Below are 21,809 nucleotides of genomic sequence, written 5' to 3'. Positions count from 1 at the left end.
TTTTAGTTTTACAGTAAGGTAAAACCCCCGGTATGAAATTGAAATTAGGCATTCTGGATCAGTCTCCGACCATTGAAGGAGGAAGTGCTTTGCAGGCATTGAATAACAGTATTGATCTTGCTGTATTGGCCGATAAAGCAGGGTTTCATAGGGTGGTTTATTCGGAACATCATGGGGTGGAAGCCTATGGAAGTTCAAGTCCTGAAATTCTGTCTGCCGTTGTCTTAAGCAAAACCCGGCGCATCAAAGTAGGAACCGGAGGGATCATGATGAAAAATTATTCAGCCTACAAGATCGCAGAATGGACTAAGATGCTGGAAAGTCTTTACCCCGGACGTTTTATTCTGGGTTTAGGAAAAGCTCCCGGCGGATTAAAAGATGCCGTTACCGCACTGAATAATCACAGACCTGTAATTTTAGCCAGCCAGGAAACGAAATTGGAAGAGATCATCCGATACATCAAAGAAGAAAAAGGAATCTACGACGGTCTTATTGCCCAACCTAAAAATCTCACGCACCTTCCTGAAATCCTTTGGTTAGGCTCCGGAGTTCAATCTGCCACGGAAGCGGCTGAACATGGCGTAGGTTATTCGTATGCTGATTTTATGAGAGGTGATCATGCAACTGAAAGTACCGAAACCTATTTAAACAAATTTGACCGAAATCAATACAGTCCGGATCCTTCACTGCAAGTGGCTGTTGCGGTATCTGTAGCAGAAGATCTCTCATCAGCTCAATATAATGCGTATGGAATGGCCTATCAGTTTTTGCAGGCAAGACATATTCAGTCCCCGGAAGCACTTCTTCCCCCGGAAACAGTTGAACAGAGAATATTGGGAAGTGAAGATGAAGAAGAATTCTTTAAGATCCTGGAACATATCATTACAGATACTCCGGAGAATATTTCAGCGAGACTTCAGGAAAAAGCTGAGGAGTATCATACGGATGAATTAATCATCCTCTGTAATATGTTTAAAGAAACAGACCGCATAGATACCTATAAAAGTATTATATTGGCGAACTGATAATCACATATCCCTCATGAGCTACAATATCCAGTTATTCAGCATTAAAACAAAAGAAAAAGAGAAGGCCGCCGATGACGACAGCTTTTTTGACCGTGAAGAAAACCTTGTCCCATTCACCGGAGCGCAAATGGCGGGATTGAAAGAACGCCTTTTACAATCTAAATATGCATTGGTAAGAGATGATGAAACGGGAACTCATTTCAGCCATCCTGATGAAGATTTTGGAAGCGCCTTACTTACTGATAAAAGCCTTTATTTCAATGCAAATTTGAGTGAAAGTTCCATCTTTGAAGTAGAAATGACGGCTTCTGAATTTACCGATACCGGGGAATTTGCAAAATATGACCCTCAGAATGAAGGCTGGGAGGAGTTCTAAATACTGAGACTTCAAAATATAACCTTAATGAACGACCATCAAAAACATCCAGGCCAAATATTCCTTTTAGCTATCATTCCTTTTGGATCAATTAAAAAAAAGTGTTTACTTTTTGTCAGATAGTTTGTTAAAATTCTGTAGGGTTTCTATAACTCCTTCAGGATTTTCATTCTCAAAAATACCTGACCGGTAAACCCTTTCAAAGGTTTCAGCGGTTCCGGAAGCGATGATATGTGGGAGGTTTTCACTTTTCAGCATATCGGCCAGACCTTTCATTTCATCAATTCTTCTCAGGATATGCTGTGGATAGGTAGGGGTTGTTTTCATGAGATCCTGATAAGTTCCGGGAAGAAATTCCTGAAGACTTTCATTCAGTTCATCCAGGATTCCGAAATGAGCTGCTGCTGTCATGGTTTCAAAGAAGAGAGCATTCATTCCTTTATTTACCATCGAAAACAAAAGTTTGTACGCTGATGCCGCCTCTGTTTTTTCACCAGCATCCTTAATTTTAAAAACGGGAGCAAACAACTTAATAAAAATAGATCTGTAGATACCACTCACCACTAAAACAGCATGGTCTGGAACATCCTTGGAGGCGCCCATCACAGCTCCGTTGACAAAAGGAACATCGATAGCCGAAAATAACTGTTCCATAGATAAGGAAAGGGCAGGAGTATTGGAATTTAAATCCACATAAAGAGGACGGTTGGAAGTTGTTTTCAGACAGGAAATAACAGTTTCTGCCATTTTAAGGCTTCCTTCCGGGCTGGTAAGCGAAAGAATAACATCTGCCTGCTCAACAGTATTCTGAAGAGACTGGGTATCCGTAATTCCTGAATTTCGTATATTGTCTAAGGTCCGTGCTGATCTTCCTTCGCCTGCCGTAATGACTTTAAAATTATGGTTTATAAGTGCTTTGGCAATTTGGGTTCCCATATCTCCGGGGAAAAGAACTGCAATGACGGGGTGAGTTTTCAATATTGATAATTTTTTAAAAGGATGAATAGTTTTACAATACAAATCTCCTCATTTTTTTTAAGCGGTTGCGCCTATTGTTTCGATGGTGATTATTGATAAAACCGATTAATAAAGGAAAGTGTTCGGGATTTTGCTTAATTTTGATTCTTGTTGCCACACTTTTATGATCATGAATAAGTCTTCAATTAATCACTACTTCCATTCTTTATTCGACATCAAAGAAGAGGTGGTTGGAAAAATCACAGAAACCTTTAGTTCCTTCGGGCTCAAAGCGAATGAAGTTGTCCTGCATAAAGATGAGGTCAGTACCAGGACTTTTTTTCTGGAAAAAGGCTACGTCCGTTCCTTTATTCTGAATGAGGACAATGAAGAAATCACGACTAATATCTATGTCGCACCCTGCTTTGTCAATGACTTTCTGTCCTTCTTTAGACAGCAGCCCGCCAAGGAAACCTACCAGACCATAACGGCCTGTTCTTTTTGGGAAACAGGATTAGAAAATGTACAGCACAATTTTCATAATATTCCTGAATTCAGGGAGTTCAGCAGACTTCTTTTTGTTCTTAATTACCACAGCATTCACGACCGGCTGATCGAAATGGCCAGTCAGAAAGCTTCTACGAGATATTTTAATCTGATGAAAAAGCATCCCGAGATTTTCCAGCATGTTCCTTTGAAAATTATTGCGTCCTACTTAGGAATCAAAGACAGTTCATTGAGCCGTATCAGAAGGGATATAAATAAAATGTAATCGTAAGTGTTTGAGGGTTGGAGTGTTTTTGGGTTTTAGAGTTTTGAGATACGAGTGGTATTGATTTGCAGGTTAAAATAATAGGGCTAATTAAATTGTTGCTACTGGTAGCTGGTTTGTAGGATATATTCGTAATCTCAGTCTAAACTTTGTCTGAAATCTGAGTCTTACATTTTTTGGCTCTTAAATCTTACAGCTAATTTCTTCGCATTTGTCAAGTGATAGAATCAAATTTCAATCTCATCTTTGTTAAAAATAAATTTATGACTAAGAAACATATTGTTGTGGTTGGATTGGGTGGAGTAGGCGGATATTTCGGTTTTAAAATCAACCAGAAAAATGAGTCCTCGCAGAAGTATAAAATCAGTTTCGTAGCAAGAGGAGAAACGTATCAGAAGGTAAAAGAAAACGGACTGGTTCTTATCTCGCCTGAACATCCTGTGGATCATACGCGCCCCGATGCTGTAGAGCAGAATATCAGCGATGTGAAAAATGCAGACTTAGTATTCATCTGTGTCAAAGAATATGATCTTGAAAATATTTGCCGACAGCTCAAAGAGGTGATCAGCACTGAAACCGTGCTGCTTCCCATGATGAATGGGGCGGATATTTATGAAAGAATCAGAACAATAATTCCTGATAACGTTATACTTCCAACCTGTCTGTATGTAGCTTCCCATATCAAAGAAAAGGGAATCGTAGGACATAAAGGAAAAGCGGGAAAAATGATTGTAGGAAGAGACCCTCAGCACTTCTCTGCTGAGGTGGACTGGATTGCAGATCTGTTGAAAGAAAGTAAAATTGAATTCGATTTTAAAGACAATTCTCTGACAGACATCTGGACCAAATATATTTTTATCGCCAGTTTCGGATTGGTAACGGCCAAACATAATTCTTCCATCGGAACAGTATGTGAGAATGATGAACAAAAACAGGAAGCCTCTGAAATCATGAAAGAAATAAAAATGATTGCTGACAAGAAAGGGATCGCTTTAGACGAAGATATTATTCAGAAAACCTTTGAAAAAGCCTCTGCATTTCCCTTCGAAACTCCCACTTCGTTGCAGTTAGATGTCAATTCCGGAAAAGGAAACAACGAACTCGAATTATTGGGGGGTGCCGTTTTGAATTTCGGTAAAGAGCTGGGGATACACACTCCTTTTACTCAAAAGATGTATAACGGGGTAAAAGTTAAATAGTTTTTGGAAAAGCCAGAAGAAAAATTTTACAGAAGCGGCGGATTAAAAATCCGCCGCTTCTAATTTTAACCACCAGCAAAATATTCTCACAGATTTTGCAAACCAATTTGTGATCGTTTGTGCAAAATATTTGTGGGATGAGTGTTTAAAACTAAGATTCCGTTAATGGTGTAAAAACTCCTGCCGTCCGAATAAAATATCATCGGTTTCACGATGTTCCGGATCGTCCACACAACAGTCTACAGGACAAACTGTTTTACATTGAGGTTCTTCATGGAAACCTTTGCATTCCGTACATTTTCCAGGGACAATATAGTACACATCATCAGCATAAGCTTGTTGATACGCTCCGGCATCAGCCTCAGTTCCATCCGGAAAAACAACCTTACCGGAAAGTTTGGTTTTATCCTGCCAGCGCCAGTCAACAGCGCCTTCATAGATCGCTGAATTAGGGCACTCAGGTTCACACGCTCCACAGTTGATGCAGTCATCTGTTATTGTAATAGCCATACTTATTTTAGTTTTAGAAGTTTGCTTAAAAAAAAGGGATTTCTTTTGACCAGTGATGGTTTCGGAAATCCCTCCGTCTAAACATAACTTAAATGAAAAAAAACATTGGGCTGCAAGCATTGATCGGTTCATCACTCAGGCAGCTTTCTTTTATTTTTTAGGAATTAATCGTGTGCAATTTCTATGGAAAGACCATCCATTGCTGCCGTCAGGTGAATCTGGCAAGCCAGCCTGCTGGAAGGCAGAGTCGTAAAGAGTTCAGATAGAAGAGCCTCTTCAATGTCTCCTTTTTCCGGCAGCACCGAAGTTTCATTCAAAATATAACAGTGACAGGTGGCACACATCGCCATTCCTCCACACATCGCTTCCATAGGCAACTCATAAGCTTTACAAATGTCTTTCAGGCTTAGCCCCATTTCCAGTGGGCAGATCAGCTCATGAATATTTCCGTCCTGATCCTTTACCCTTATTGTAATTTCTTCCTTCATGATCATCAGTCAATTCCAGTTATTTAATAATTTTACTTTCCTTTTACTATGCTTTTCGTTGTAGCAATATTGATCAGTTTATCGAATTTATCAGAGTAAAGGGAAGATATTTTTGTTGGGTCTTCATGATCAAACAATGCGGTTCTGATCACAGGAACACTGAAAGGAACCGGCCAGGCCCGAAGAGATTTGGCTACAGCATCCATCGTATGAATTCCCTGCATGGCATGAAGGCCATCTGCCCAGCATACAAGTCCAATCATTTTATCCGTCAGGTACGGCTGATAATGCCCGGAAGTTACTTCAAGCCAGTCCAGACAGTTTTTCATCACTCCGGGAATGCTTCCATGATACAATGGGGCAAGCCAGAAATGAATGTCAGCCTCCAGAAATAGTTGCGTCATCCGTTCTACTGCTAACGGTGTTTTTGTAAGAGTCACGTCAAAAAGAGGAATTCCCGAATCTGCCAGGCTAAAGATTTCAGTTTCAAATCCTGATTTTTCAACTCTTTCTGCAAAGTATTGTGAAATCTTTCCCGATGTTGACTCCGATCTTCTTTCCAGGGAGCCGTTGAATATAATTGCTTTCATTGTTTTTAACTTTTAAAAATGACTTTCGGTAATCCTATTTCACCATACATGAGACTTTTAACTAAAGGTTTAAGAAGCCCGGCCGCTAACAAATACAAAGCAGGATCATGATCTGCTCTTGCCCTTACCACAACTTTCTGATCTTTAAAACATTTTAAATCCGCATACATGAGACGGCGCTTCCAGAGATTGAGAAGGACCGTTTCAGCATTATTTAAATCGGCATAGACAACATAGGGAGCCAATTTTTCCATAAGCATCATCAATGCCCAGGGCGGAATAATAGCATCCACCGAGCACACAATGGCGACAGCTTTTTCATTGTATACAGAAAAATCCACGGCAGCAATTGATTCTTTAAACTCCTTTTCCTTCACAATCAGTCCCATAAAAAGATGGTCTTTGATATCCAGCTCCACGATCTCTGTAGTAGGTTTATAGTTTAAAAGATCAAGGGCAATAATTCCTGAAGCTTCTGCTTTATTGATGAAAATTTTCTGATTCATAATTGATTTTTAATCAATGTTTTAATAGACTATCTGATTTTTGATAAGGCTTCTTCGTATTTTTTTTCTACGGCTGACCAATCCAGAACTGACCAGAATGAATCGAGGTAATCTGCTCTTTTATTCTGATAAGCCAGGTAATAAGCGTGCTCCCAGACATCTATTCCAAGGATGGGGAAACCTCTGTTGACCGATTGGGTATCCATCATCGGATTGTCCTGATTCGCTGTTGAAGTGATCGCCAGTGAACCACTGAATTTGACCAATAACCAGACCCATCCGGAACCGAACTGTCCGAGACCGGCTTTTTTCATTTCAGCTTTAAAATCTTCAAGACTTCCAAAACTGGTATTGATGGCTTCTGCCAGTTTTCCTTCAGGATTTAATTTCGGCTGTGGAGAAAGAATCTCCCAAAACAGAGAATGGTTGAAGTGTCCGCCACCATTGTTTCTGACCGCCGGGCTGTATTCACTGATCCTTTGAAGAATGGAATCCAGATCGGTAGAAGTTTCTCCGGCTGACTGTAAAGCTGCATTCAGATTGTCTACATACGCCTGATGATGACGCTGATGATGAATGGTCATTGTTTCTTTATCTATAAAGGGTTCCAGTGCATCATAAGCATAAGGAAGCTGAGGCAGTGTCAATGAGTTCATTATTTTATTTTTTTTGATTAATGTGTTTCAAAGGTAATCATATATTTTAATAAAACAACTTTATGGTTGTTTTATTTAATCAATGAGATATTCATTAATAATCTGATTATTATTGAATTAATCATTAAAATTGGAAATTATAGAAAATGACTATATTTGTTGTAGGAAATAAAACAACATAAATATTGCCAAATGAAGAAACCGGCAGCAGACCGTATCCTGATGTTTTTAAAGATGAGAGGAGAGGCCACCTCACTTTTGATCTCTAAAGAACTCTCTATTACAAAAGAGGGTGCGCGAAAGCATTTACTGAACCTGGCCGAAGAAGGGCTGATCACATCTGTTTCGAAAAGTGAAGGGGTAGGGCGCCCATCTACCTATTATACCCTTACAGAAAAAGGATTATCCCAGTTTCCGGATTCCCATGCTGATGTCACGGTACAGATTCTGCGCTCTGTAAAAAATCTTCTGGGAGACAATGCATTGGATCTTTTGATCAATGACAGGGAGAAAACGACTTATCAACGGTATGAAAAAGCTTTAATCAATGCAGAATCACTCGAGCAACGTCTGGACGTATTGGTAAAAGTCCGCAGTGAAGAAGGATACATGGCGGAATGGACCAAAGAAGATGGTGCGTATTTCCTCATCGAAAATCATTGTCCGATCTGTGCCGCTGCCGCAGAATGTCAGGGGTTTTGCCGGGCCGAACTATCCAATTTCCAAAACCTCATCGGTAAAGCGTATCAGGTAGAAAGGGTGAATCATATTTTGTCCGGCGGGCAGCGGTGTGTGTATAAAATTACTTAGATAAAATTACTTAGATAAAATTACTTAGATAAAAGATAAAAGATAAAAGATAAAAGATAAAAGATAAAAGATAAAAGATAAAAGATAAAAGATAAAAGATCTTGTCGTTAAATATCTGTAAAAAGAATCACACTTGTATTTTGTGAAAAATAGTCATTCCAGGTTCCATGATCATATCCACTTCTCAATAAGGTGCAGCCAAAATGCCTTATCCTGATGAATCACAAAGACTGCTGAAGATTGGCGGTGCGTTACCAAATCGCCTGTAGTCTGAATCTCAACATAAGAGGCAAGTCCATGACTTTCTGTAGATTGAACCTCTATATTGTCAAGAACAATACTTCGGTCGGGAAATTGACCATAAGCTCCCGGGAGCCATTCTGAAAATGCAGCTAACGTAATTGTGTTATTGTTACCGCTGATCATTTTAAAATCTGAATTAAAACCAGACAGAAGCTTTTTATAAAGACTCTCCTGATCTTCTTTTCCCCGAAACCAGGCTTCGATATCTCTGTGAAATTCCTTAATTTCTTTAATGATTTTTTCGTCGTTATTCATAGGTTTAAATATATAATGTTTTGATTGAATGAGTAGTGAAATTTAGTTTTTGTTGTATTTCACCAGTTTTTTATTGATAAAGATTCCAGTGATCTGAGCCGCTGCTATTAAGAAAACGGCCAGAGCAAAAGCTTTTGGAAACCCAATCATTGATAAAGTACTGAAAAATACAGTTCCGATAATCGTACCCCCGGTTACACTGCCTATTTGTATACTGATGCTGATCAGACCTGAGGCCTGGCCTGCTTTTTCTTTATCAATCAGGCCAATTGTTTTCCGCATCATCACGGGCATGATCACCCCATGACCCAATCCTGCCAAAAACAAACTGATATTCAGGAATATTGAAGGCCTTTCATCAAGAAAAATGAATAATGAAGTCAGAGTAAATCCAATGATCAAAAGACTCAAACCTATAGAGATCAGAATAGATGAAGACAGCTTTATCCTTGACACAAGCAGCGGTCCGAGAAAAAAGGCGAGTCCGTACGGAATAATAGCAAGACCTGTTTCTACCGGATTCCAGTGCAAAAACTGCTGCAGATAGTAAGGATAACAGATAAACAGTCCCGATGTAAAATTATAAAAGAAGATGATGATAAGGCATAAAACAAAGGGAGGCTGCTGCAAAAGACCAGGATCTATCAGTACAGGCTTGTTTTTTTCCAGTGATTGAACTTCATATCTGTAAAAAACGACCAATAATAAAATTCCTGCGAAGAGGATCGCAAAAATCCACCAGGCCCAATCGTATTTTCTTCCAAAAATAATGGGACATATGATCATCATCAGAGAAGTGACGAGCAGTAATGCTCCTGTAAAATCAATATTTTGTCTTTGTTCCTCCCGGTTATTGTCCATAGTAAAATGAATACCAACGATACAGAGCAGGGTAACAGGTACATTCACCAGAAATACCAGTTCCCAGGAAAAGGCTGTCCAGTGAAGATTGAGCAGAAATCCACCCAGCAATTGTCCCGCTACAGAAGCCAGACCGAAAACAGAACTGAATATACTGACCGCTTTAGGTTGCTCGCTGCTCTTAAACAGTACCCTGACAGACGCCAGAACCTGAGGAGCCAGAAAAGAAGCTCCAATTCCCTGAAACAGCCGGGCAGCGATAAGAAAATTAATATCCGGAGAAAGAGCACATGCAAGGGAGGACAATAAAAAGAGGTACAATCCGACGGTAAATATTTTCTTCCGTCCATACAGTTCTCCTAAACGCCCTCCACAAACCACAAGTGCTGCATACGTGAGTCCGTAAATGGCAACCACCATCTGCAGCTGATGATCACTTGCATTGAAAGCCTTTTTAATGGAAGGAAGCGCCATGTTGACAATAAAATAATCCAGTGGGGAAAGAAAAGCTCCGGCAGTAAGATAACCAAGAGCCTGCCATCGTTTAGGATAGATGTTCATGTTTTTTTTTGCAAAATTAACCGCTTATTGTACCTGTAAAATTGTACTTTTGGAGGAAAAATAAGTACCGAAACATGAAGTTGTTACCCGTTGAGCGTATCGATGTAAAGGAAATCAAGCTTTATCATGAGGAAATTGATCTCAAGACCAAAACCTTTCTTTCACTGGTTTATGTTCTGAGAGGCCATGGAAAACTTACCTATGACGAACGGACCATTACTTTTAAGGAATCTAAGCTTTTTATTATTCCCCAACACCAGCGGTATCGTTTTAAAAGTGAAAATGCAGAATTGGTTGTGATTCAATGCCCCATCGAATTCATTGATAAAATAAGGTTGGAAGCCGACCGTATAGAAAGTTGCGAAAACCTTCACAAACTGCAGTACATCAGCAATAATTACCATGCACAGGCCGGATGTGTTTTCCGTAATAAAGATGATGAACGGTTTGCAGAAGTCCTTATTGTACAGATTGCCAGAGAGTACAGGAATAAAACCAACGACTATCTGATTATCCGGAACTGTATTTCCATTCTTCTTAATCTTATTGCCCGGAATATCATTGAAAGTGAAACTTCCGATCTGCAACAAAACAGAAAGGCTTTCTCTGTCATGAAGATCATTACCTATATCCAGGAACATGTAAAAGATAAAGAAAAGACCAGAATTCATGCAATAGCAGACCATTTCGGGATTTCCAGAAATTATTTCGGAGAATACTTCAAGCAGCATACAGGTATTTCTTACCAGGACTATCTGCTGGATTACCGTCTGAAACTGGTGGAAACTTATCTCAAATACAGCAGTGTCCGCCTCAGTGAAATCGCATATGAGCTTCAGTTCAGTGATGAAAGCCATCTGTCCAAACTTTTTAAAAAGCACCGGAATATGACCCCAAAAGAATACAGGAAGAGTGTTTCGGCCGAAACAGATCGGGAAGATATTTAGGCTTTGGTGTGCTAAGATGAAGGAAGATAGAAGTGATGTAGGACTGCCGATAAATATATTTCATTAAAATTTGTTTTTCCCAACTTCATAGCTTCCTTATTCAGATACTTTTCTATCCTAAGAACTTAATATTTCGTCAATATTTCCATCAGCATCAGGATCGACACCAGTTTTTTAGAAGACTGGTATTCCGGGTTCAGCTGATCCCGTATTTCCCCTAAAGCTTTGCTTAATTTATTACTTACCGTTTTGTTGCTGATGCCCAAAGCTTCTGCCGTTTCATCCACAGACATATTTCTTCTGATTCTCATATCGTACACAGTCTGCTCTGTGGAAGGAAGCTTTGAAACCACCTCATCAATCATGGATAGCAGAGTAGAGATCTCATTCTCTTCAAGAATTTCAAAATATTCTGTATCAGAAATATCCATTTCTCCTGAAGGATCAAATTCGTCAATACTAATGGTAGACGGTATCTTTTTAGAACTGTTATAATGATCGATAATCCTGTAATGCAGGTATCTCAGCAGATATCCTTTTGCACTCTCTGAATCATCGGTCTGGATGGAAGCCGTATCCTCCAGAATTTTGATCCACAGGTTTTGAAGCAGTTCTTCAGACATTTCTTTGTCTCTGGTCCTCATGAAAACAAAGCGGTAAAGACTATCCCAATACCGCTCATAAAGCAGCATGAATGCAGGACGGTCGCCTGATCTTATTTTCTTTAATATCGTGTAGTCGGTTGGTTTCATATTGGTACCGCAAAATTACCTAAAGGAAAATTAACTTTTTATGAACTTTGGGGACTTCAAGATTAATTATTTCTGAAAAAAATCCCCATAATGTGAATCAAATGTTGATAAAACAACCAATCTGCTTAAAATTATTAACAAGCTGGTTGTAATATGAATACAATATTAAGAACTGCCTGGGGAAGTTTTTCATTTTCACAGTCTTATAGATAGAAGTATCTGTGAATACCATGAAATATTTTATGAAAAGCCAACCCTATAAGAATACTGCAGCTTTTGTTTTTAAGCTCTGGCAAAGAGAAGTTTCCGAAGAAAAAATCTCAGAAAAAGAAGATGAATTATTAAATCAATGGAAAAATCAGGCAGAAAAAGATCTGGATAAAATCCATATGACACAATCTAAAGAAAGAGTTTTGTCTGCCCTGGAATTGTATTTTAGCAAACCGGTAAAACCGACCCCCATTTATCAGTTGAAAAGATACGCTTACACAGCCGCCGCTGTGGTGATACTTCTGTTGTCGGTAGGAGGAATTCTTACCTATACTACTTTATTTAAGCCTGATACTTACACCGCAGATACAGGAAACCGTAAAGTTTATCTGGCAGACGGTTCTGTAGTGACCTTACTGAAAGGTGCAGAACTTACCATTGACAAATCATTTCCCGGTTCCACAAGGATTGTGGATCTGAAAGGAGATGCCGTATTTTCCGTGGCAAAATCAAAAACACATCCGTTTATTGTCCGGGCAGATGGTTTCAGTACCAGAGTATTGGGAACCGTTTTTAAGATCTCCCAGTCCGGGAAAGATAAGTCTGTACATCTTTACGAAGGAAAAGTGGCCGTATCCTCGGCCGGAACGGAAGTTTCTTACCTGAAACCTAATCAGAAATGGACGAATTTCGGGATAGCCCATACCGCAGCAGTCCTGTCACTCACTCCGGAAAATAAATCCGGGAAACAGAAATCTGAGCTGGTCTCATTAAGCTTCAATGATGTTTCATTCAGAGAAGTAGCAGAGGTGATGCAGGCGAACTATAAAATCAAGATTGTATACCCGAAAGAGATGGCAGATAAAAGAATTACAGCGGACTTTACCGGAGGTGCTGCTGATGACAATATGGAAGCACTGGCATTTATACTGGGACTGGAAGTGCATAAAGAAGACCATATCTACACCTTGAAAAAATAAAATTATCCTACAAAATCAACCCTACAAAATAAAACTTTTAATAAGAGAACTTGAACATATGAAAAGATTGAAATGCGGTCTTACCGTTGCGGCAGTATTTTTTACGGTAGCAGCCGAAGCACAGGAACTGGTCCAGAAAGTATCATTCACTGTCCCGGCAAGCAGACCTCTCATTGAGGTGCTGGAAGATTTTGCCGGAAAAACGGGAATGCGGCTGGCTTATTCTAAAATGGATATCAAAGAACTGAAGGTGAAAGGCGTAAAATGTGAGAATACTTCTGTAAACAACTGCCTTAAAGATATTATAAGCGGACTTCCTGTAGCATTTCGTCTCCGTGGGGACCTGATTTCAATAAAATATGAAGGAAACGGCATCTCGGTTATCGGTAACGGAAAAATCTCAGGAAAAATAGTAGATGAAGTGGGGAATCCTGTTGCCGGAGCTGAAGTTACAGTAGCAAAGAAAACCATATTAACGGATAATAACGGTGATTTTGTAGTGGAAGTTCCTTCAGGAGTCTATACCCTTACCGTAAAAGCATCAAAATACAGCCCATTGAGGGTAGAAAAGCTTTCAGTCAATAACAATGAAACCAGTACGGTGTCATTTGCCATGAAGCAAGCATCGGATAAGATAACGGATATTAAAGAAGTAGTCCTTACCGCAACCCGAAAGGCAGATACCCAGGCAGGACTCCTTGCCCAGCAGAAAAAGGCAGCTCAGATGAGTGACGGAATTTCTGCCGAACAGATTGCAAAAACTCCCGATAATGATGTGGGAGGAACATTGAAAAGAGTAACCGGAATTACAACGATCGACAACAAATATGTAGTGGTACGATCTATGGGAGAGCGTTGGAATACGGCAGCGATGGACGGAATCAATCTTCCAAGTACAGAAGCGTACAACCAGAATTTCTCATTTGATATTATTCCCACAGCGATGGTGGAAAGTATTGTGGTAAGCAAAACGGCAACACCGGATATGAACGCCAGTTTTGCAGGAGGTTATGTAGAAGTGAGAACCAAAGATATTCCCAATGAAAATTTTACGACCGTAAGTGTAGGAACTTCCTATAATGATCAGTCGGCTTTTAAAGAATTTCTTACCCGTAAGCAGGGAAAATATGATTATTTCGGATATGACGACGGAACCAGAGATTTTCCTAAAGGTATGGAAGCTACAGACTGGAACAATCCGCTGTTTTTTGAACAGTCGAAAAGATTTACCAACGACAATTTCAGTACTTTCAAAACGAAAGCCGATATGGGATCCAATCTTCAGTTGGCTCTCGGAAGGACCTTTGCCCTTGACAATAACAACAAGTGGGGATTTGCCGGAGCATTTACGGTAAGAAACGAACAGAATAAACTGGATATTGACCATACAGGAAGAGGAAACTGGCTGGATACAACCGCTCCCTATGATCCTAACTGGCAGGCGAATGGAACGGATCCTATTGTATTTTATCATTTTAAAAATAAAGGAGCTTCCTATAATTACAATTCCACACTGGCGGGAATGCTGAATTTCGGATTACAGTTGGGGAAAAACAGAATTTCCTTCCGTAACTCATATACCCATATCTATGACAATACCCTGACCCGTATCACAGGTTGGAACGAATATACAGGAGGTAGCGGAATGGCTGCCAATGCTGAAGCTTCCTATAATTATTTCTACAACGGAATTATTCCGAATAATGATCCTGCACAGATTAAAAATCTGGACAAACCTTATACAGACAATACCAATTATCCTATTTACCAGACGCTTTTGCAGAATAAACTGGAAGGAAATCATAAAATACGAAATGTTGACATCAACTGGTTTGCTGCAAGAACAGGCGTGAAATCTGACACCAAAGACTATACGCAGTACCTGAGCCAGTATGATTTCGTGGGAAGCGAGATTCTTACGTATCATATGGTCTACAATTCAGCATCTAATTTTTACAGAGGATATATCGCCAATAAAGAAACGGATTATAACTACGGAACTTCCCTGAAATGGAATATAGACACAGGGAATTTTAAAACTGACATAAAGGCAGGCTACGCCGGTGTTATAAAAAATAATACCAATCAACAGCAGAAATTCTTTCTTAGGGTGGATGAAAACAGAGATGTTCCCAGTAGTGAAAAAGGGTTTATGTCGCTATATGGTTCTTTGAATCAGTGGTTTGATGGATCTAAATATGTTCCGGGAGGAATAGGCTGGCAAACAAAACCGATGTACAAAAATGACAAGTATGAAGGGAAGGTGACCCAGAATGCATTTTATGTCATGTTTGACAACAGATGGAGAAATAAACTCAGGTTGGTATGGGGAGTCCGTGCTGAGTATTTTAAGTATGACCTGATCTCCCAGCAAATGGATGATTCGGATAATCAAACTGTTAAAAAAGCACCTATTGATGATCAACCATGGCAGTGGATGCCCTCCGTTAATTTAACGTACAGTCCTACAAATAAGATCAATGTAAGACTGGCTTATAATAAAACCGTTATTCGTCCTCAATTCAACGAAAGAACCGGACTTCCTTATTTTGATCCGGTAGCTAATGGATTGATTTACAATACAGAAATGACCTCATCGGTAGTCAATAATTATGATTTTAAATTGGAATGGTTTCCCGGTCTGGGTGAAATATTCTCTGCCGGATTGTATTATAAAGATATCGACAGACCTATTGAGCGTGAAGGCCGTCTTTCGAACGAAGGAAATCTCTTTCTCTACAATGGGAATTCTAAAAATGCAAAGCTGAAAGGATTAGAAGTGGAAGTACGGAAAAACCTCGGATTTATTGCCGATGGCTCTTTGCTGGAAAAACTTTTTGTAAGCGGAAATTTCACCTACAATACAACCAAGGTAATTGCTTTTAAAGATCAGTATAAAACAGGGGAGGATAGTGAGACCTATGAAGTGGAAAGGCCACTGTACGGACAAACTCCTTATGCCTATAATTTAGGCCTGACGTTTGACGGAAGCCGCCTGGGAGCCAGTTTTTTATACAATGCCAAAGGTGACCAGTACATCACGGTAGGTTATGACTATAACGGAGAAGAAATACAGCGTCCCTACGCCGTTGCAGATGCCCAGATTTCCTATAAATTCTTAAGAAACAGAAACCTGGAAGTTAAATTCAATGTAAGAAACCTTTTCAACAGGGTGAAAGAGTTTTATAACAATTTCAATTCCTATTCCGTGCCCAACGGATCCGGAGGAAGCACCATATCAACAGACCGGGAGGCATGGCAGCTGCTTCCGGGAGCTACGGACAAATATGACAAGAATATTGATAAGATCACATTCCGCGCATACAGCGGAAGGATATTCGGGGTCAGTGTGAACTATACGTTTTAAAAGATTATAAAAAACAGAATAAAGAGCTCATTAATGCCATGTACAGGTTTCGGAAACCTGAGGACGATCCGGATCAATACTGATGATGCGCACAGCAGTACCGGATCAGATCAAAAGCCGGCCGCTGTTATTTTTTCCCGGACAGCAGCGGAAAATCAGGGAACCCCTGCAAGACAGCCCCTCCTGAAATGCAGAGTAATGATCACAACCAAATCGCAGGAATATAGAGGCGGATGTTCCTAAATATTAAAAAATTCGGACATAAAAATAATATGACCGGGTCTGCTAAAAATTATAACAATGAAAAAACTAACTTTAATTGCTGTTGCAGCATTATCTCTTACTGCTTGTCAAAACGATAGCCTTGCAGATTCTTCTACTCCGTTTGAAATGAAGCCTGCTTCTGCCGAGTATATTACAGCTTCTTCTCTTCCTGTAACTACGGTAAGCGGTGATATCACTTCAAATACAACATGGAGTGGTGTTGTAGAACTTAACGGTATTGTAACGGTGAAGAACGGGGCTACATTAACTATTCAGCCTGGAACTTTCATTAAAGCAAAACCAAACGCATCCAATACGGCTACAGGAGTTTTAGTTATCTCTAAAACAGGTAAAATCAATGCTACCGGTACAGAATCTCAGCCCATTATTTTTACAAGTTATAAACTGTTAGATGGAGATGAAAATACAACGGCTGCTCCCGGAGATTTCGGTGGTGTGATTATTTTAGGTGATGCACCTGCCAACACGCCTGATACAAAGACGATTGAAGGATTAACAGGTTCTGATTTTTATTACGGAGGTTCCAATGCAGCTCACAACGGAGGGACATTGAAATATGTTCGTATTGAATTTGCAGGATTTGATCTTTTAGCACCAAACTCAGGAAACGAGATCAACGGTCTTACTTTAGGAGGAGTTGGAAACGGGACTACTGTAGACCACATCCAGGTTTCTTATGGTAAAGATGATTCTTTCGAATTTTTCGGAGGTACAGTAAATGCTTCTAACCTGGTTTCTTTTGCCGCGGATGATGATAACTTTGACTTTGATAACGGATACACAGGAACCATTACCAATGCACTTGCTTTAGCAGATACCAACTCTACACACAGTTTAAGTGGTGGTGTTTCTGATACCAACGGTATTGAGCTGGATAATAATGCAACAGGTACTGCTACACCGCTGATCACCAATCCTGTCATCAACAATCTGACCATTATAGGATCACGTACAAATGTGTTGTATACCTCATCAACTCCTTCCGGATCTTTTTATGAAAACGGTATTCACATCAGAAGAAACGGGAAATTAACTTTGAATAATGCCGTAGTGACAGGATATCCTGTTGGAATCAAAGTGGAAGGAACAGGTTCTGAACTTACTTCAGCGTCTAACCTGAGCTCAATTCAGGTACACGGATTTGCAACTTCTGTTACAGGTACAGGTACATCAGGAATTCCTGCCGCCAGCCTATTGACAGGAACTACCGCTTCATCCTGGGGGATGAGCCAGCCGTTCTTCAACGAAGGACCATGGAACGTTTCTCCTAGAAATGGTGGAAACTTCCAGGGAGCATGGACGAAATATGACTTCTCTATTCAGGAATAATACCTAAAATGCAGGGGAAGCTTCCCATGTCTTTCCCTGCTTTTTATTTTTTCTAAATCTCTAATAATCTGTATTATGAAAAAACTATTTTTATTATCTATTGTATTGGTATCACAGGCTGCAGCAGCGCAGTTTCAGGTATGGAGCAATTCTTTTGATACGCCCGCTGATCTTCAGGGTTGGACAACTTATGACCTTAACAACAACGGAAACGGATGGGTACAGGGACAAAATATCTACTTCAACGGTACCGCACTTACGTATGGTACTTCAGGGACTCTCCGTTATTCAGTAAGTTTAGTTCCCACGGGTAATGCTCCAAGTTTTGGTACGGAAAACGACTGGATCATTTCTCCACAGATCAGTCTGGAAGGAGCATCCGGAACCATCAGTCTGGCAGCCTATATCGGAAGACAGAGAACCACACACCTTAATTTCGGACGTGATTTGTTTATTTATGTAAGCACTCCTCAGAAGCCCGTTCCTACATTGGCAGATTTTCAGGCAATGACCGTAGACGGAAATGGAAATGATGTTGCAAGTCCCTACCGAATTATTGCCGGAACGCTTAGCAATCCTTTCCCGAACGATCTGACTCAGTTTAAAGAAAATCTTATTGATATTTCTGCTTTTGCCGGTAAAAAAATATATATCGGACTGTGGTCTAACCGAAAATCGACCGGAAACAATCTGCAGAATATTAACATTGATGAAATGGCGATTTATGCTTCAACATTTTTGGGAACAAAGGATGTGAAGAAGAAAGAAAACCTAACTAAGATAACAGAAAACCCCGTGAATGAATTCCTTCAGCTTCAACTGAATCCAGGTTGTAATGAAAATAAGACGGAGGTGAATATTTATAATATGAACGGACAGAAAGTGCTTTCAGTGTCTTACAATAGATCTGTGAATGTCGCTTCATTGGAGGCTGGAATGTATATCGCAGAAGTTTCTGACGGAAAAATAACGGAAAGACTGAAGTTTATTAAAAAATAATCAGAAGTCACGATTCAACTACCTACAGAAGATTCTGCAGGAATTAACCATGAAAAATTTAATTGATCAAAGCTGATTTGAAGCTTCCCCGCAGAGAATTTTTGATCATCAACATATCCAACTTAGTTTTATTATAATTATTCTATTGTCCCGTTATCCAAGGGCGGGACAATATTTCTAAGTTAGATTTTTTAATTTAAAATAATAGAAATGAATAAGTTCATTGCCCTTTTATCTTGTATCCTATTGGTTTCCTGTGCAGACAGCAGCATTATGCAGCCATTTGACAAATCACAGAAACCTGCCGAAGTTACCATTAAAGGATATTCAAAGCCGGACATTATCCAGCTGAGACTTAACGGAACTCCGGTATCCATCAACGGAAATACTTCTTATACCAATACAATAGAAACCCAGCTTAATTTTGTTCTTGATGAGGGAGAAACAGACAGGCTGGCGATCTATAATAATGAAACGGGTGCTGAGGTAGCCCATTATAATATAACCTACGACAATATCAATGACTACAAAACCCTTAATTTTTTTAATCTTCCGGGGATCTTTCTTCAGGCTTCTGCAGTAAAACCACAGGTCAATCTGGGGAAAGTGGGATTTGAATTTATTTTCCCGAATCTTGGTGAGTATTCCGGGTCCAAACTATCCGGTGTGAAAGGAGTTCTGAAAAGAGAAAATGGAGTAGTACTTGCCGAATTCGGAAATATCGGAAAGAGAAGCTTTACGGAGGTTAAAATATATAACTATTTCAGTAATACAGCCCCGGTTTACCTTGAATTATATAAATCAGGCACTTCCACTCCTTATACCGGATCTGAAGTCATCAAAGTAAAAATAAAACAGGATATAGGAGCTAATCTGATTGTTCTTCAGGAAAAAATGGAAAATGGAGCACTCACAGTGAAAGGAGAGATCGATGTAGCGGATTATCTGTAATACAAGTCAGCGTCTATGAAAAGATATTTTAATTTTCAGTTACTGCTGCTCTTTGCAATTTCCCTCTGTATTGGATCATGTAATCCTAATGATGATGAGGGCGGTCCGGTTTTTCCGGAAGGAAGTACAGAGTCTGTCAATCTTTGGGTACAGGACAGTATGAGGCGGTACTATTACTGGGCAGATCAGATGCCTGCGAAACCGGATTACCATCTTCCGGTGAAAGATTTTTTTAAAAGTCTGCTGTCTTCTCAGGACCGTTTTTCATTTGCTTTAGATACTCAGGATCCTTCTTCCTATCCGCGTTCTGTCCGCAATAGGTATGGCTTCGATTATGCCGTGATCCAATTGGCTAATGGAGATGTTGTCACGACCGTGAAGCTTGTGATGAAGAATTCTCCTGCTTTCAATTCCGGTTTGCAGAGAGGAATGATGATTACAAAGATTAATGGCAAAGCTATTACGGCAGCTAATGCAGAAGCATTAACGTCATCGATTAAAGATCAGACGGTCATCGAACTTACGGTAGGAAACTGGAAAAATGGATCTGTTGCGGATGAAAAGAACATTATGGTGTATTATGGGTATTCTTTTGAACAGCCTTTGGAATCCAAAATATTTGAAAAAAACGGTAAAAAAACTGGCTATCTCTATATCTATGATTTTCCGGATGGAATGACGCCTGCTCTTAGGCAAAAATTTGCTGAATTTAAAGCGACCGGAGTACAGGACCTGATTCTGGATCTCCGCTATAATTATGGTGGTTCCGTATCATCAGCTGCGGCGCTCTGTTCATTGATCCCTGCTGGTATTACAGTCTCTTCACCCTTCATCGTGTACAAAGGAAATAAAAACGGAGGCGAAGTAAAACGTACCTTTGCGCAACAGATCAGTTATGATTCTAACGCCCTTGATTTCAGTGTTCTTCGGACTAATGCCCTGGGTCTGAATAAAGTATATGTTCTCACTTCCAGCAGTACAGCATCTGCGTCAGAAATCGTGATCAATAACCTTAAACCTTATCTGCAGGTCGTTCAGGTAGGAGAGGTGACGCTTGGTAAAGATATGGCCGGATTTCTTGTGGAAGATAAAAGAAAACCCAAAAAGATCTCATGGCAGCTTCATCCCGTTATTTATAAAGTTTTTAATGCCAATGGGGAAGGAGCCTACAGCAATGGAATCTCTCCACAGATTGCAGCCAGTGAATATACAAAACTGCCATTGCTTCCGTTAGGAGATTCAGAAGAATCCCTTATTTCATCAGCCCTCAATAGCATTTATTCTAAATCAGCAGGTACAAATGCTTGGGAACCCGGCGTAAAGGTTTTATTTCAGAGCGATACGCCTTTTGCCGCCATCGGAAAGTGATTTTCTTTTTAAACTTTAATGCGTAAACCAAAAACCATGCAGGGAATAGAACCTAAATTTCACAGCAGCCTTACAGACCGGATGGACTATTACCGAGTTCTGTTGAAAAAGAACGCCGTAGATTCTGATATTCAGCCTTCTGATATGATTTCGAGAATCTCGGAATTAGGCAAGTTATATGAAGATTATCTGGCCAATAAGAAGCAGCTGGAAAAAAGCATTAAAAATTACCGGCAATACCATAACGATCTGCGTAAACAGCTGACTTTGCGGGTACGGGAGCTCAGAAGAAAAACGAGACAGAAATAGTACGGGTATCCATAAAATCTTAGATATTTGTGGAAAATATATTGTTCGTCACAAAAGAGCGTTGATCATTATTTGCTCAAACAGATCCAGCTGATGGAACAAATTCTCGTGTCATACTTTTTTTAAACATTAAAATAAATGAGGAGGTAAGGTTCGTTAAGAAAAAATCAAATGATTGTGTCTTAAAGCGGAACTAAATATTTACTATTCTTAAAAACTTAACAGAATCTTAATGGTTTGAATTTCTCCTCTCGCAGATAATACGGATCAGGCAGCTGACCAAAAGTAAAAATTTTTATTATCTTCACCATCTGCGTGATATTTTAAAGTTGGATGATCTGTATCCATTTCCTTCATCAGAATCAATGAAATTGATTTCACCTTTACTTACTTTTATATAGGATACTCATTTTCTCTGCTTTAAAAAAAAATTATCTACT

The 21,809-nt window shown here is 39.7% G+C and carries 23 protein-coding genes; 14 read left to right on the top strand and 9 right to left on the bottom strand.

Going from position 1 to position 21,809, the window contains the following annotated elements; translation table 11 throughout:
• Window positions 1-32 precede the first annotated feature (32 nt).
• Both EG346_RS21320 and EG346_RS21315 read left to right on the top strand, forming a co-directional pair.
• The gene (locus EG346_RS21320) at window positions 33-1,025 is read left to right on the top strand and encodes an MsnO8 family LLM class oxidoreductase (RefSeq protein WP_123881401.1); all 993 of its coding nucleotides are present in this window, start codon (window positions 33-35) and stop codon (window positions 1,023-1,025) included.
• Between the two features lie 16 nt (window positions 1,026-1,041).
• Window positions 1,042-1,404, top strand: a complete 363-nt coding sequence (locus EG346_RS21315; RefSeq protein ID WP_123881399.1) for a hypothetical protein — start codon at window positions 1,042-1,044, stop codon at window positions 1,402-1,404.
• 105 nt (window positions 1,405-1,509) lie between these two features.
• On the opposite strand, the gene EG346_RS21310 is transcribed toward EG346_RS21315, so the two are convergent.
• Window positions 1,510-2,382 carry an NAD(P)-dependent oxidoreductase gene (locus EG346_RS21310; protein WP_123881397.1) on the bottom strand — a complete coding sequence of 291 codons (873 nt, stop codon included), beginning with the start codon at window positions 2,380-2,382 and terminating at the stop codon, window positions 1,510-1,512.
• Between the two features lie 169 nt (window positions 2,383-2,551).
• On the opposite strand from EG346_RS21310, the gene EG346_RS21305 reads away from it, so the two are divergent.
• Both EG346_RS21305 and EG346_RS21300 read left to right on the top strand, forming a co-directional pair.
• Complete coding sequence (locus tag EG346_RS21305; RefSeq protein WP_073334933.1) at window positions 2,552-3,133, top strand: Crp/Fnr family transcriptional regulator; 582 nt, start codon at window positions 2,552-2,554, stop codon at window positions 3,131-3,133.
• A 263-nt stretch (window positions 3,134-3,396) separates the two neighbouring features.
• Window positions 3,397-4,332: a ketopantoate reductase family protein gene (locus tag EG346_RS21300; RefSeq protein ID WP_123881395.1), complete on the top strand. Its 936-nt coding sequence runs from the start codon at window positions 3,397-3,399 to the stop codon at window positions 4,330-4,332.
• A gap of 162 nt (window positions 4,333-4,494) precedes the next feature.
• On the opposite strand, the gene EG346_RS21295 is transcribed toward EG346_RS21300, so the two are convergent.
• The 5 genes from EG346_RS21295 to EG346_RS21275 all read right to left on the bottom strand — a co-directional run bounded on the left by EG346_RS21295 (window position 4,495) and on the right by EG346_RS21275 (window position 7,082).
• Window positions 4,495-4,842, bottom strand: a complete 348-nt coding sequence (locus EG346_RS21295) for a 4Fe-4S dicluster domain-containing protein (protein WP_123881393.1) — start codon at window positions 4,840-4,842, stop codon at window positions 4,495-4,497.
• Window positions 4,843-5,006: 164 nt separating this feature from the next.
• Window positions 5,007-5,330, bottom strand: a complete 324-nt coding sequence (locus EG346_RS21290; protein ID WP_123881391.1) for a 2Fe-2S iron-sulfur cluster-binding protein — start codon at window positions 5,328-5,330, stop codon at window positions 5,007-5,009.
• A 32-nt stretch (window positions 5,331-5,362) separates the two neighbouring features.
• Window positions 5,363-5,920 carry an NADPH-dependent FMN reductase gene (locus tag EG346_RS21285; protein ID WP_123881389.1) on the bottom strand — a complete coding sequence of 186 codons (558 nt, stop codon included), beginning with the start codon at window positions 5,918-5,920 and terminating at the stop codon, window positions 5,363-5,365.
• 5 nt (window positions 5,921-5,925) lie between these two features.
• A complete protein-coding gene (locus tag EG346_RS21280) occupies window positions 5,926-6,426 on the bottom strand; it encodes a DUF2480 family protein (RefSeq protein ID WP_123881387.1) in 501 nt (166 codons plus the stop codon).
• Between the two features lie 29 nt (window positions 6,427-6,455).
• The gene (locus EG346_RS21275; RefSeq protein WP_076510554.1) at window positions 6,456-7,082 is read right to left on the bottom strand and encodes a superoxide dismutase; all 627 of its coding nucleotides are present in this window, start codon (window positions 7,080-7,082) and stop codon (window positions 6,456-6,458) included.
• A 192-nt stretch (window positions 7,083-7,274) separates the two neighbouring features.
• On the opposite strand from EG346_RS21275, the gene EG346_RS21270 reads away from it, so the two are divergent.
• On the top strand, window positions 7,275-7,892 hold the full coding sequence (locus EG346_RS21270; protein WP_123881385.1) for a helix-turn-helix transcriptional regulator: 618 nt from the start codon (window positions 7,275-7,277) through the stop codon (window positions 7,890-7,892).
• Between the two features lie 171 nt (window positions 7,893-8,063).
• On the opposite strand, the gene EG346_RS21265 is transcribed toward EG346_RS21270, so the two are convergent.
• Window positions 8,064-8,450 carry a hypothetical protein gene (locus EG346_RS21265; protein WP_123881383.1) on the bottom strand — a complete coding sequence of 129 codons (387 nt, stop codon included), beginning with the start codon at window positions 8,448-8,450 and terminating at the stop codon, window positions 8,064-8,066.
• Window positions 8,451-8,492: 42 nt separating this feature from the next.
• Window positions 8,493-9,872 (bottom strand): MFS transporter, encoded by a 1,380-nt coding sequence (locus EG346_RS21260; RefSeq protein ID WP_123881381.1) that lies wholly within the window; start codon window positions 9,870-9,872, stop codon window positions 8,493-8,495.
• Window positions 9,873-9,946: 74 nt separating this feature from the next.
• On the opposite strand from EG346_RS21260, the gene EG346_RS21255 reads away from it, so the two are divergent.
• A complete protein-coding gene (locus EG346_RS21255; RefSeq protein WP_123881379.1) occupies window positions 9,947-10,819 on the top strand; it encodes an AraC family transcriptional regulator in 873 nt (290 codons plus the stop codon).
• A gap of 125 nt (window positions 10,820-10,944) precedes the next feature.
• Here EG346_RS21255 and EG346_RS21250 read toward each other — a convergent pair whose 3' ends face one another.
• Complete coding sequence (locus EG346_RS21250) at window positions 10,945-11,571, bottom strand: RNA polymerase sigma factor (protein WP_123881378.1); 627 nt, start codon at window positions 11,569-11,571, stop codon at window positions 10,945-10,947.
• A gap of 242 nt (window positions 11,572-11,813) precedes the next feature.
• Between EG346_RS21250 and EG346_RS21245 the strand changes: the two genes are divergently transcribed.
• The 8 genes from EG346_RS21245 (at window position 11,814) to EG346_RS21210 (ending at window position 21,369) form a co-directional block, all read left to right on the top strand.
• Window positions 11,814-12,761, top strand: a complete 948-nt coding sequence (locus EG346_RS21245; protein WP_228426291.1) for a FecR family protein — start codon at window positions 11,814-11,816, stop codon at window positions 12,759-12,761.
• 58 nt (window positions 12,762-12,819) lie between these two features.
• Window positions 12,820-16,128, top strand: a complete 3,309-nt coding sequence (locus EG346_RS21240) for a TonB-dependent receptor (RefSeq protein ID WP_123881374.1) — start codon at window positions 12,820-12,822, stop codon at window positions 16,126-16,128.
• A gap of 33 nt (window positions 16,129-16,161) precedes the next feature.
• Window positions 16,162-16,371, top strand: coding sequence for a hypothetical protein (locus EG346_RS21235; protein WP_073334916.1), 210 nt, complete (start codon window positions 16,162-16,164; stop codon window positions 16,369-16,371).
• A gap of 57 nt (window positions 16,372-16,428) precedes the next feature.
• Window positions 16,429-17,742, top strand: coding sequence for a beta-helix domain-containing protein (locus tag EG346_RS21230; RefSeq protein ID WP_123881372.1), 1,314 nt, complete (start codon window positions 16,429-16,431; stop codon window positions 17,740-17,742).
• A gap of 75 nt (window positions 17,743-17,817) precedes the next feature.
• Window positions 17,818-18,741, top strand: a complete 924-nt coding sequence (locus EG346_RS21225) for a T9SS-dependent choice-of-anchor J family protein (protein ID WP_123881370.1) — start codon at window positions 17,818-17,820, stop codon at window positions 18,739-18,741.
• Window positions 18,742-18,951: 210 nt separating this feature from the next.
• Window positions 18,952-19,692 (top strand): hypothetical protein, encoded by a 741-nt coding sequence (locus EG346_RS21220; RefSeq protein ID WP_228426283.1) that lies wholly within the window; start codon window positions 18,952-18,954, stop codon window positions 19,690-19,692.
• A gap of 15 nt (window positions 19,693-19,707) precedes the next feature.
• Window positions 19,708-21,060, top strand: a complete 1,353-nt coding sequence (locus EG346_RS21215; protein WP_123881368.1) for a S41 family peptidase — start codon at window positions 19,708-19,710, stop codon at window positions 21,058-21,060.
• 18 nt (window positions 21,061-21,078) lie between these two features.
• Window positions 21,079-21,369, top strand: a complete 291-nt coding sequence (locus EG346_RS21210; RefSeq protein ID WP_123881366.1) for a hypothetical protein — start codon at window positions 21,079-21,081, stop codon at window positions 21,367-21,369.
• Window positions 21,370-21,809: the final 440 nt, after the last annotated feature.

The organism is Chryseobacterium carnipullorum (genome assembly GCF_003815695.1).
GTDB lineage: Bacteria > Bacteroidota > Bacteroidia > Flavobacteriales > Weeksellaceae > Chryseobacterium > Chryseobacterium carnipullorum.
This window is presented reverse-complemented; position numbering and strand designations above follow the sequence as displayed.

Excerpts from the sequence above, each read along its gene's own strand:
- EG346_RS21320 (WP_123881401.1), top strand. The coding sequence starts at position 33 with ATGAAATTGAAATTAGGCATTCTGGATCAGTCTCCGACCATTGAAGGA.
- EG346_RS21315 (WP_123881399.1), top strand. The coding sequence starts at position 1,042 with ATGAGCTACAATATCCAGTTATTCAGCATTAAAACAAAAGAAAAAGAG.
- EG346_RS21305 (WP_073334933.1), top strand. The coding sequence starts at position 2,552 with ATGAATAAGTCTTCAATTAATCACTACTTCCATTCTTTATTCGACATC.
- EG346_RS21300 (WP_123881395.1), top strand. The coding sequence starts at position 3,397 with ATGACTAAGAAACATATTGTTGTGGTTGGATTGGGTGGAGTAGGCGGA.
- EG346_RS21295 (WP_123881393.1), bottom strand. The coding sequence starts at position 4,842 with ATGGCTATTACAATAACAGATGACTGCATCAACTGTGGAGCGTGTGAA.
- EG346_RS21290 (WP_123881391.1), bottom strand. The coding sequence starts at position 5,330 with ATGAAGGAAGAAATTACAATAAGGGTAAAGGATCAGGACGGAAATATT.
- EG346_RS21285 (WP_123881389.1), bottom strand. The coding sequence starts at position 5,920 with ATGAAAGCAATTATATTCAACGGCTCCCTGGAAAGAAGATCGGAGTCA.
- EG346_RS21280 (WP_123881387.1), bottom strand. The coding sequence starts at position 6,426 with ATGAATCAGAAAATTTTCATCAATAAAGCAGAAGCTTCAGGAATTATT.
- EG346_RS21275 (WP_076510554.1), bottom strand. The coding sequence starts at position 7,082 with ATGAACTCATTGACACTGCCTCAGCTTCCTTATGCTTATGATGCACTG.
- EG346_RS21270 (WP_123881385.1), top strand. The coding sequence starts at position 7,275 with ATGAAGAAACCGGCAGCAGACCGTATCCTGATGTTTTTAAAGATGAGA.
- EG346_RS21265 (WP_123881383.1), bottom strand. The coding sequence starts at position 8,450 with ATGAATAACGACGAAAAAATCATTAAAGAAATTAAGGAATTTCACAGA.
- EG346_RS21260 (WP_123881381.1), bottom strand. The coding sequence starts at position 9,872 with ATGAACATCTATCCTAAACGATGGCAGGCTCTTGGTTATCTTACTGCC.
- EG346_RS21255 (WP_123881379.1), top strand. The coding sequence starts at position 9,947 with ATGAAGTTGTTACCCGTTGAGCGTATCGATGTAAAGGAAATCAAGCTT.
- EG346_RS21250 (WP_123881378.1), bottom strand. The coding sequence starts at position 11,571 with ATGAAACCAACCGACTACACGATATTAAAGAAAATAAGATCAGGCGAC.
- EG346_RS21245 (WP_228426291.1), top strand. The coding sequence starts at position 11,814 with ATGAAAAGCCAACCCTATAAGAATACTGCAGCTTTTGTTTTTAAGCTC.
- EG346_RS21240 (WP_123881374.1), top strand. The coding sequence starts at position 12,820 with ATGAAAAGATTGAAATGCGGTCTTACCGTTGCGGCAGTATTTTTTACG.
- EG346_RS21235 (WP_073334916.1), top strand. The coding sequence starts at position 16,162 with ATGCCATGTACAGGTTTCGGAAACCTGAGGACGATCCGGATCAATACT.
- EG346_RS21230 (WP_123881372.1), top strand. The coding sequence starts at position 16,429 with ATGAAAAAACTAACTTTAATTGCTGTTGCAGCATTATCTCTTACTGCT.
- EG346_RS21225 (WP_123881370.1), top strand. The coding sequence starts at position 17,818 with ATGAAAAAACTATTTTTATTATCTATTGTATTGGTATCACAGGCTGCA.
- EG346_RS21220 (WP_228426283.1), top strand. The coding sequence starts at position 18,952 with ATGAATAAGTTCATTGCCCTTTTATCTTGTATCCTATTGGTTTCCTGT.
- EG346_RS21215 (WP_123881368.1), top strand. The coding sequence starts at position 19,708 with ATGAAAAGATATTTTAATTTTCAGTTACTGCTGCTCTTTGCAATTTCC.
- EG346_RS21210 (WP_123881366.1), top strand. The coding sequence starts at position 21,079 with ATGCGTAAACCAAAAACCATGCAGGGAATAGAACCTAAATTTCACAGC.